This is a genomic window from Neorhizobium sp. BETTINA12A, from assembly GCF_023006485.1.
GTDB lineage: Bacteria > Pseudomonadota > Alphaproteobacteria > Rhizobiales > Rhizobiaceae > Neorhizobium.
Genome location: NZ_JALBGW010000175.1, coordinates 1 through 9452, shown reverse-complemented (window position 1 = coordinate 9452; position 9452 = coordinate 1). Strand labels below are relative to the sequence as shown.

The following is a 9452-nucleotide window of genomic DNA, read 5'->3' as shown; positions in this document are numbered from 1 at the left end:
ACCCGCGGCGCGGGCGCCGGAGCTGCGGGTGTGATTACCGGCTTTTCGTCCAGCGGCCGGGTCGGCCGCCGCTTGACTGTTTCGACGACGACGGCCTTGGTGCGGCCGCGACCCATGTCCTGGCGGACGGTACCCTGGCTCATCCCAGATGGCTTCAGTGTAAGGGTCTTCTTTACGCCGAGTGTCTTATCGTCTTTGTTGTCGGTCATTCCGTTCCTGTTCCTTCGGACAGGAACGGATGGAAGCCATCAGAACCCGTCGTTTAATCCGTACATATCGATGTGCGTCCGGCTAAAGCCGGTGACCGCGTCATTGTTTCGGCATGTCAGCGACACCTTTTGTCTGGGACAGACCGCCCATGCGGTACTGTTCAAGTAGGTTTGCGCGCTTCACTACACCCTCACCCGCCTGCCCCGCAAGCGCGCAGGCATGGATAAAAGCATTCTGGCCCATCACTTCGTCCAATTCCGCGCTCGTAAAGAGCGAAAAGGACGGAATGTCTTCCCCGGTATTTGAACCGAGCTTCCAGGCCTTGCGGGCCTGGTCTATTTTCCTCACTCCATCGGCGGCCGCATCGGCCGCATGGAACACCGCGAGCGCAGCACCTGAGCGCACGGCAGCATCGACTTTCGTGGCGCCGGTGACGAATTGGCTCGCCTTGCGGGCCATGTTCATCATGCCGACGAGATCGGCGGCGAGCAGGCGATCCACCAGCGCGCCGAGATCCGCATCCGCCTTCGCCTCGGCCTTGAGGGCCCGGGCGAAGAGCTTTTTCTGAACTGCTCGATCGACGAGCGACCGTTCAGCCTTGATCCAGCAGCCACGGCCCGGAAGCTGACGCTTCAGATCGGGCACGACCTGACCATTCGGGCCAGCCACAAAGCGGATCAGCGTTTCCGGTGATCCCGCCTCGCGGGTGACGATGCAGGTACGGTCGTTCACGACGATCTCGCCCAGGTCATCATCGACAGGTCCGTCATCGTTGTGGTCCGGCTCACTCGCGAGCGGGATCATTCCTGCTCAACGGCGTCCGCCTCCTCCGCTTCGGCTTCCGGCTCGGGGGCACCCTTTGCGAGATCTTCCTCGGTGATCCAGCCTGCCGACAGGCGGGCCTGGACGATCATGTTTTCAGCTTCGACGCGGGAAATGTCGAACTTCGAGAACAGGCCTTCGAACTTCTTCGTCACGCCGTCCTTGCGTTCGCTCCAGCCAACGAGGTCGTCGGCGGCGCAGCCGGCAAAGTCCTCGATCGTCTTGATGCCGTCTTCGCCGAGCGCCACGAGCATCTGGCCGTTCAGGCCGTTGATTTGCCGCAGTTCGTCTTCGACGCCGAGCTCCTTGCGCTTGGCGTCCATCTCGGCTTCAATCCGCTCCAGGTATTCGCGGGCGCGGGTCTGGATTTCGGTCGCGGTGTCTTCGTCGAAACCGTCGATCGAGGAGATTTCGTCGAGATCGACGTAAGCCAGTTCCTCGACCTGGGCAAAGCCTTCCGAAGCCAGCACCTGGCCGACCATTTCGTCGACGTCGAGGGCGTCCATGAAGAGGTTGGTGCGCTCGTTGAATTCCTTCTGGCGGCGTTCCGACTCTTCGGCTTCCGTCATGATGTCGATATCCCAGCCGGTCAGCTGCGAGGCGAGGCGGACGTTCTGGCCGCGGCGGCCGATGGCAAGCGACAGCTGCTCGTCCGGAACCACGACTTCGATGCGCTCGGCATCCTCGTCGAGAACCACCTTGGCGACTTCGGCCGGCTGCAGCGCGTTGACGATGAACGACGCCGGATCCTGCGACCACGGAATGATGTCGATCTTCTCGCCCTGCAACTCGCCGACAACCGCCTGAACGCGGGAACCACGCATACCGACGCAGGCGCCGACCGGATCGATCGACGAGTCGTTCGAGATCACGGCGATCTTGGCGCGCGAACCCGGATCGCGGGCGACCGACTTGATCTGGATGATGCCGTCGTAGATTTCCGGCACTTCCATGGTGAACAGCTTCACCATGAACTGCGGATGGGTACGCGACAGGAAGATCTGCGGGCCGCGCTGCTCGCGACGGACATCATAGACGTATGCGCGGACGCGATCGCCATAACGCATGTTCTCGCGCGGGATCATTTCGTCGCGGCGGATGATGCCTTCGCCGCGGCCGAGATCGACGATGACGTTGCCGTATTCGACGCGCTTCACGGTGCCGTTGATGATTTCGCCGACGCGGTCCTTGAACTCGTCGAACTGGCGATCACGCTCGGCTTCACGCACCTTCTGGACGATGACCTGCTTGGCCGACTGGGCGGCGATGCGGCCGAAATCCATCGGCGGCAGCGGATCGGCGATGAAGTCGCCGATCTTGGCATCGACATTGCGGTCGAGCGCCAGAGCCAGTGGGATCTGCGTGCCGTAGTCTTCGGCGTGATCGACGACTTCCAGCAGGCGCTGGAGCCGGATTTCGCCGGTCTTGGAATTGATGTCGGCGCGGATATTGGTTTCCGAGCCGTAGCGGGAGCGGGCAGCCTTCTGGATGGCGTCGGCCATCGCAGCCAGCACGATCTCGCGGTCGATGACCTTTTCGCGCGCCACTGCATCCGCGATCTGCAGAAGTTCAAGCCGGTTCGCACTCACTGCCATTGTCGTTGGTCTCCGTAGGTCAAAAGATGAGGCCTTTCCGGGGGAAAGGCACAAGTCTCTGTTCGGTTTATTCGTCTTCTGCTTCTTCGTTCTGGTTCGCGGCCTGCGCCTTGGCGAGCTTGTCGGCCCGAAGTGCGTCGCGGATCAGATCGTCGGTCAGAATGAGCTTTGCCTCGGCCAGTGCCGAAAACGGGATCGTTACCCGTGGTTCCTCGCCATAGGCGACCTGGTCCCGCTCGATCGTGAAACCGTCCGCGTCGCTTTCGGTGATCCTGCCGCGGAACCGCTTGCGATTGTCGATCATGATCGACGTTTCGCATTTGACCAGATGGTTCAGCCAGCGGGTGAAATCCGACTTGCGAACCATCGGGCGGTCGATGCCCGGCGAGGACACTTCGAGATGATACTCCCGATCGATGGGATCTTCTACATCCAGAACCGGCGAAATCGCCACGGATACGGCTTCGCAGCCTTCCACATCCATGGTGCCGTCGTTGCGCTCGGCCATGATCTGCAGCGTCGCGCCGTTCTGGTTCAGCATCCTCACACGCACCAGACGATAGTCCATGGCGGTCAGCACGGGCTCGATGATTTCGGCGACCCTGAGGTCAAGCCCGGTCTCGATGATGAGCCGCGGCTCGTATTCGGTTTGCGGCATAAGCTCTCCGGCAATCATTGCCCCATAGCTGGGCCCAATGTCTGGGTTACAGTGATCGCCTAACAAAAAAGAGCGGGTCCGGTGGGGCCCACTCTTCATCGGACGATCAAGAATATGGGGTGCATATACGCTTTCGGCCCTGCGATTGCAAGAGTCGCATATTCTCCAGCCCTGGCGACTGGAATTTGGTTCTGCCGGGTCTATAACCGTTTGATACGACGCACGAAAGAACGAGGATAAAAGTGCCCGATCGGATATCGACCCTGGCTCCCTTCAGGCACCCAACGTTCAGAACTATCTGGATCGCCAGCCTCGCTTCCAATTTTGGCAGCCTCATCCAGGCCGTCGGCGCGGCCTGGATGATGACCTCGATCACCGATTCCGAGGACATGGTTGCGCTGGTCCAGGCCTCGACCGCGCTGCCGATCATGCTCTTTTCGCTGATTGCCGGCGCGCTCGCCGACAACGTCAACCGCCGGACCCTGATGCTGACGGCGCAGTTCTTCATGCTGACGGTCTCGCTAACCCTGACGCTCTTTGCCTATCTCGACCTCCTGACGCCCTGGCTGCTTTTGACATTCACCTTTCTGCTCGGCTGCGGCGTGGCGCTCAACAACCCGGCCTGGCAGGCCTCTGTCGGTGATATGGTACCTCGCGAGGTCCTGCCGGCGGCGGTGACGATCAACAGCGTCGGCTTCAACATCACCCGCAGCGTCGGCCCCGCGATCGGCGGCGCGATCGTTGCGGCTGCTGGCGCTGCCGCGGCGTTCGCTGCCAATTCGATGAGCTATTTCGCCTTGATCTACGCCTTGATCCGCTGGAAACCGGAAGGCCGCGACAATGCGCTGCCGCGCGAGACGCTGCTGCGGGCGCTTTCGGCGGGCCTCGGTTACGTCGTCATGTCGCCCAACATTCTCAACGTGCTGTTCCGTGGCCTTGTCTTCGGTCTTTCGGCGAGCGCCGTCCTGGCGCTTCTGCCGATCGTCGCCCGCGACCTGGTTTCTGGCGGCCCGTTGACCTACGGCATCATGCTCGGCGCCTTCGGGGTCGGTGCCATCGCCGGTGCCATGGCAAATTCGCGGCTGCGTGAAAAGCTGACCAGCGAATCGATCGTCCGCCTGTCCTTCCTGGGTTTCGCCGCGAGCGCCGCGATCATAGGCTTGAGTTCAAGCACGGCGCTGACGGCGATCGTCCTCCTCGTGCCGGGTGCCTGCTGGGTGCTGGCTCTGTCGTTGTTCAACACGACGGTGCAGCTTTCGACGCCGCGTTGGGTGGTCGCCCGCGCGCTTTCTTTCTACCAGACGGCGACGTTCGGCGGCATTGCCGGCGGCAGCTGGGTGTGGGGCATCCTGTCCGATACGTTCGGAGTGTCGATCGCGCTGACACTGTCGAGCCTTGTCATGCTGCTTGGCGCCGTGATCGGCATGCGCCTGCCGCTGCCACAGTTCAGCGATGCCAATCTCGATCCGCTCAACCGGTTCAACGTGCCGCTGCTGAGCCTCGATCTGCAGCCGCGCAGCGGGCCGATCGTTTCCCTGGTGGATTACACCATCGCCGACGAGGATGTGCCGGAATTCCTGGCGCTGATGTCGCAGCGACGCCGTATTCGCATTCGCGACGGTGCGCGGCAATGGGCGCTGATGCGCGATCTGGAACATCCGGAAATCTGGACGGAGACCTATCATACCGCGACCTGGGCCGATTACGTGCGCCACAACCAGCGCCGCACCCAGGCGGATGCCGAGGCCTGGGATGCGATCCGCAGTCTTCATCGCGGCGAAGAAGGCCCACGCGTCCACCGGATGATCGAGCGACAGGCGATCCCGCCGAGCGACGACATATTCCATAAATCGCCCCCCGACCTGCACCACTGACTACCTGATTTTGCCCTTGAGCGACGGATCGGGAAAACATGTCGGCGCCAGGCCGTTCTTTGCCTGCCAGTCGCCGAGCGAACGGCGGGTCTTGTAGCCCGGCAGCCCGTCGACATTGCCGACATCGTAGCCCTTGGCGACCAGCGCCTTCTGCATGGCGAGCACGTCTGAGCGCAGCATCTTGCCGACATCGCCCCAGGGTGCCTGGAACGGTCCTGCACCCGAGGCGATTCGGTCGGCGAGATTGCCGATGAACAGCGCATAGAGGTCGGAATTGTTGTATTCCTTGATCACGTAGAAATTCGGCGTGACGACAAATTCCGGTCCGCTGCGTCCCGCCGGCACCAGCATCATGCCGTCCGCCTTGAGATCTGCCGCGGGAAACGCCTTGCCGGAAATGCGGGTGATGCCGGTTGCCGCCCAGGCCGAGATCGGCTTGGCGAGATCCGGCCCTTCCTGCGCGCAGGACACTTTTGCGGGGATCGTCACTTCGAACCCCCAGTCGCGGCCTTGGCTCCAGCCTTCCTTCTGAAGGTAGTGGGCGATCGAGGCAAGCGCATCCGGTACCGAGTTCCAGATATCCGGGCGACCGTCGCCGTCGAAGTCGACGGCATATTTCAGGTAACTCGACGGCATGAACTGCGGCTGACCGAGCGCGCCGGCCCAGGAACCCTTCATCGTCGCCGGATCGACATCGCCCCGCTCAATCATCTTCAGCGCCGCGATCAGCTCCTCGCGGAACATGTCCTTGCGGGTCGACATGAAGGCCTTGGTGGCCAGAACCTGCACGGCGGAATAGGGAAGCCGCGCCTTGCCGAAACCGGATTCACGGCCCCAGATAGCGACGACGATCTCGCCCGGGACGCCATAGACCGCCTCGATCTTCTTCAGCGTCGCCGAATAGGTGGAGGCAAGCCCGCGGCCGGTCTCGGCGAGCCCCTGCAGCCGCTTTTCGGAAAAATAGGCGCCGGGCGAGGAAAATTCCGCCTGGCTCTGGTCCTGCTGCTTCGGCGGCTCCGAACCCGGCGGCACAAGGTCCGGCAGATCCCAGTTGAGCGTTATGCCCTGGAAGGCGGCCTTCAACGTCTTCTCGGAGATAGCAGCTTTTTTGGCCACCGGAGCCAGATCGCCGGCGATCCACCGCTGGAACTGCTTTTCGACGTCGGGACGGTTTTGGGCGAGCGCGGGGAGGGGGAGGAGGGTTGTGAATATGGCGAAAGCCAATGCTACCGCTCGTCTGGAGGCACCCCCCTCTGTCCTGCCGGACATCTCCCCCACAAGGGGGGAGATCGAATCGTTGCGAGGCCCCGACCACCTTGAGCGCTGCGAGCGGACCGATGCCGACGCGTCTTGCCGATCTCCCTCCTTGAGGGGGAGATGGCCGGCAGGCCAGAGGGGGGCGAGCTTGCTCATCGTTATCCTCTTTAAACGCTAAATCACCGTCCGCGCCCGAAGCGCGGCCGTCAGCGTGCCCTCGTCGAGATAATCAAGCTCTCCGCCGACCGGCACGCCATGCGCCAGCCGCGTGATCTTCACGTCGATCCCCGACAACTGGTCGGTAATATAGTGCGCCGTCGTCTGCCCCTCGACCGTCGCGTTGACGGCGATGATGATCTCGCGGATGACGCCCTCGTTCACCCGGTCTATCAGCCCGCGGATGTTGAGGTCGTCCGGTCCGATGCCGTCGAGCGGCGAGAGCGTGCCGCCGAGCACGTGATAGGCGGTGTTCATCGCGCCCGTCCGCTCCAGGGCCCAGAGGTCGGAAACGTCTTCGACGACGATCAGCATCGTCTGGTCGCGATGGAGATCGGTGCAGACCGTGCAGGGATCGACGGTGTCGACATTGCCGCAGCGCGAACAGATCTTCACCTTGTCATAGGCCTCGCCCATGGCGCTCGAAAGCGGCCCCAGCAGCTGTTCCTTCTTCTTGATCAGATGCAGCGCCGCTCGGCGCGCCGAGCGCGGCCCGAGACCCGGGACCTTTGCCAGAAGCTGGATGAGTTTTTCGATTTCGGGGCCGGTGACTCGCTTTGCCATTTTCTCCCTTTAGCCCATATGCCTTAAAAACGGAATCGCGGAAGGACCGCTTATGAAACTTCTCGCCGTCTGCCTCGGACATCCGGAAAGGCTGCCGGGCAAGAGCTTCAAGACCGGCATCTACAAACACGCCGTCAACGGCGCCGTCATGATCGACAGCCTCGGCCTCGTCGGCGATGCGGTCTGCAACACGAAACACCACGGCGGCGAGGATCAGGCGATCCTGCTTGAAGGCTCGCTGACGCTGGACTGGTGGGCAGCCGAACTCGGCCGCGATTTTTCGCCCGGCACGTTTGGCGAGAACCTGACTGTCGGAGGTCTCGACAACCGCGATGTCGCCGTCGGCGACCGTTTTCATATAGGCGAGGTCGTACTGGAAGCCAGCTGCGCCCGCTCTCCCTGCAACACGCTTGCGGTGAAGATGGGCGATCCGAAATTTCTGAAGACCTATACCAAAGCTGGCCGCCCCGGCATCTATTGCCGCGTCGTCAAGCCTGGCATGGTCTCGCCCGGCGATTCCGTCCGCCACGAACTCTATGCCGGCGAACGTGTCCTGATTGCCGAAATGCTGGCGGCTGTCGGCAAGGCCTTGTCGGAAACCGAAAGAGCCCGCTTCCTGGCCGCACCCATCGGCAGCCGCTGGAGGCCGACATTCGAGACCTAGCGCGTCGCGATCGCCGCTGCCGCACTGGCCATCGCGCCGGCCGAAACCCGGTTGGCGATCCTCACGGCCCGAGGGCTTTTCAGGAACTGGCGGGCCTTGGCGGCGAGCAGCACCCAGGCAAGATCGACGACCACGAGCACCAGGAACATCGCGACGACCAGTTCCAGCCACCCGGTCAGCGTCACGCCGCCGAGATCGATGATCGAAGGCAGCAGCGCCACATAGAACATCATGATCTTCGGGTTGCCGAGCGTCACGGTGAGGCCGGCGAAAAACATCTTCGGCACGGAGCGATTTTCCGGAAGCTCTTCGCCGGAGCCGGCGGGTTCGGTGAACCACATCTTCCATGCGAGATAGAGGAGATAGGCGACGCCGATCCACTTGATTGCCACGAACACGACATGAAAACTCTCGGCGATGGCGGCAAGACCTGCGACCGCAAACGAAAGCCACACGGCCTCGCCGACCCACATTGCCGCGAGAAACGGCAATACGTCGCGATAACCCTTGGACAGGACGCGCGCCACGAGCGCGGCTATGCTGGGACCAGGCGAACCTGCGGCGACGAAAAGTGCTGCCGCGAAAACCAGAAGCGATGCAAGCGTCATCAGAGCCTCCCTATTCCATCAGACCAGGATCAAAACGGCATCTTGAAGCCGGGCGGGATCGGCAGGCCGGCGGTCAGTTCCTTGGTCTTTTCGGCGGCGATCGCCTCGGCACGCTCCTTGGCGGCCTTGTGGGCGGCGACGATCAGGTCCTCGAGGATCTCGACATCGTCTTCCTTGAACAAAGACGGATCGATCTTGAGGCCGAGCATGTCGCCCTTGCCGTTGAGACGCACGGTGACCAGCCCGCCACCGGATGTGCCTTCGACGTCGAGAGCGGCGATTTCCGCCTGCATCTGCTCCATCTTGGCCTGCATTTCCTTGACCTTGCCCATCATGCCCATGATGTCGCGCATCTGTCTGTCCTCTTCTCTTATAGCTCGATGTCGTCGCCGGGCAGGATGTCGCCCTCTTCGGATTCCGCGGTCGCCGCTGCCGGCATGTCCTCGGCCTCGTTCTCATCCTCTTCCGCCACGCGGATGCGCACGTCGGTGATCCTGGCGCCGGGGAACTGGGCGAGGATCGCCGCCACGTCAGGATCGGCGCGGGCGTCGGTGAACTGCGCCTCCCGCACGCTCTTTTCGGATTCGACCAGCGTCGGCTCGCCGGCCTCGTTGCTGAGCGTCACCCACCAGGTGATCCCGGTCCATTCCTCCAGCCGCGCCTTCAGGTCGCCGGCAATGGTTTTCGGCGCGTCGCCGGAAAGGTTGATCTCCAGCCGGCCCGGCTCGATCTTCACCAGCCGCACGAAATTGCGCAGCAGAGCCTTCAGCCGCGGGTCGCGGTTCCTGGAGCAGAGATCGGCGATATCCTGGATCGAATTGACGGGTACCTTGGGAACTGGTTTTTCGGCCTGCTGTTCTTCCGCGCGGCCGACGGGCATTTCGCGCGGCGTCGTATTCGGCACGGCCTGCAGCATCGCGGTAGGGCCGCCGGAAGGGACGCGCGGGCTCGCCATCTCGGTGCCGCGGGCATTGACCGGCGACT

Annotated in this window: 10 protein-coding genes and 1 pseudogene; 2 read left to right on the top strand and 9 right to left on the bottom strand. The window is 62.7% G+C overall.

The window, feature by feature from the left end; all coding sequences use genetic code 11:
- From MOV61_RS25640 to rimP, 4 genes are all read right to left on the bottom strand, one after another.
- Positions 1-209 (bottom strand): translation initiation factor IF-2 associated domain-containing protein (locus MOV61_RS25640; protein WP_247138608.1); only part of this gene is annotated, 209 nt, incomplete at its 3' end.
- Between the two features lie 100 nt (positions 210-309).
- On the bottom strand, positions 310-1014 hold the full coding sequence (locus MOV61_RS25635) for an RNA-binding protein (protein ID WP_247138606.1): 705 nt from the start codon (positions 1012-1014) through the stop codon (positions 310-312).
- A complete protein-coding gene (gene nusA / locus MOV61_RS25630) occupies positions 1011-2627 on the bottom strand; it encodes a transcription termination factor NusA (RefSeq protein ID WP_038592092.1) in 1617 nt (538 codons plus the stop codon). Before nusA ends, MOV61_RS25635 begins: the two co-directional genes overlap by 4 nt.
- A 67-nt stretch (positions 2628-2694) precedes the next feature.
- On the bottom strand, positions 2695-3285 hold the full coding sequence (rimP, locus tag MOV61_RS25625) for a ribosome maturation factor RimP (protein ID WP_038592094.1): 591 nt from the start codon (positions 3283-3285) through the stop codon (positions 2695-2697).
- A gap of 242 nt (positions 3286-3527) precedes the next feature.
- Between rimP and MOV61_RS25620 the strand changes: the two genes are divergently transcribed.
- Positions 3528-5159: an MFS transporter gene (locus MOV61_RS25620; protein ID WP_247138605.1), complete on the top strand. Its 1632-nt coding sequence runs from the start codon at positions 3528-3530 to the stop codon at positions 5157-5159.
- Here MOV61_RS25620 and MOV61_RS25615 read toward each other — a convergent pair whose 3' ends face one another.
- Positions 5160-6428, bottom strand: coding sequence for a lytic murein transglycosylase (locus tag MOV61_RS25615; RefSeq protein ID WP_247138604.1), 1269 nt, complete (start codon positions 6426-6428; stop codon positions 5160-5162).
- Between the two features lie 162 nt (positions 6429-6590).
- Entirely contained in the window at positions 6591-7196 is a 606-nt protein-coding gene (recR, locus tag MOV61_RS25610) for a recombination mediator RecR (protein ID WP_038592100.1), read from the bottom strand.
- A 52-nt stretch (positions 7197-7248) separates the two neighbouring features.
- Between recR and MOV61_RS25605 the strand changes: the two genes are divergently transcribed.
- Positions 7249-7860 carry an MOSC domain-containing protein gene (locus tag MOV61_RS25605; RefSeq protein ID WP_247138603.1) on the top strand — a complete coding sequence of 204 codons (612 nt, stop codon included), beginning with the start codon at positions 7249-7251 and terminating at the stop codon, positions 7858-7860.
- On the opposite strand, the gene MOV61_RS25600 is transcribed toward MOV61_RS25605, so the two are convergent.
- The 3 genes and pseudogenes from MOV61_RS25600 to MOV61_RS25590 form a co-directional block, all read right to left on the bottom strand.
- Positions 7857-8468, bottom strand: a complete 612-nt coding sequence (locus MOV61_RS25600) for a LysE family translocator (protein WP_247138601.1) — start codon at positions 8466-8468, stop codon at positions 7857-7859. The two genes, MOV61_RS25605 and MOV61_RS25600, sit on opposite strands and share 4 nt — an antisense overlap.
- A gap of 29 nt (positions 8469-8497) precedes the next feature.
- Complete coding sequence (locus tag MOV61_RS25595; RefSeq protein ID WP_038547916.1) at positions 8498-8821, bottom strand: YbaB/EbfC family nucleoid-associated protein; 324 nt, start codon at positions 8819-8821, stop codon at positions 8498-8500.
- 17 nt (positions 8822-8838) lie between these two features.
- Positions 8839-9452 (bottom strand): annotated as a pseudogene (locus MOV61_RS25590) (DNA polymerase III subunit gamma/tau); the annotation flags it as partial.

Coding starts and splice junctions, on each gene's coding strand:
- MOV61_RS25600 (WP_247138601.1), bottom strand. CDS start 8,468: ATGACGCTTGCATCGCTTCTGGTTTTCGCGGCAGCACTTTTCGTCGCC.
- recR (WP_038592100.1), bottom strand. CDS start 7,196: ATGGCAAAGCGAGTCACCGGCCCCGAAATCGAAAAACTCATCCAGCTT.
- MOV61_RS25605 (WP_247138603.1), top strand. CDS start 7,249: ATGAAACTTCTCGCCGTCTGCCTCGGACATCCGGAAAGGCTGCCGGGC.
- nusA (WP_038592092.1), bottom strand. CDS start 2,627: ATGGCAGTGAGTGCGAACCGGCTTGAACTTCTGCAGATCGCGGATGCA.
- rimP (WP_038592094.1), bottom strand. CDS start 3,285: ATGCCGCAAACCGAATACGAGCCGCGGCTCATCATCGAGACCGGGCTT.
- MOV61_RS25615 (WP_247138604.1), bottom strand. CDS start 6,428: ATGTCCGGCAGGACAGAGGGGGGTGCCTCCAGACGAGCGGTAGCATTG.
- MOV61_RS25595 (WP_038547916.1), bottom strand. CDS start 8,821: ATGCGCGACATCATGGGCATGATGGGCAAGGTCAAGGAAATGCAGGCC.
- MOV61_RS25635 (WP_247138606.1), bottom strand. CDS start 1,014: ATGATCCCGCTCGCGAGTGAGCCGGACCACAACGATGACGGACCTGTC.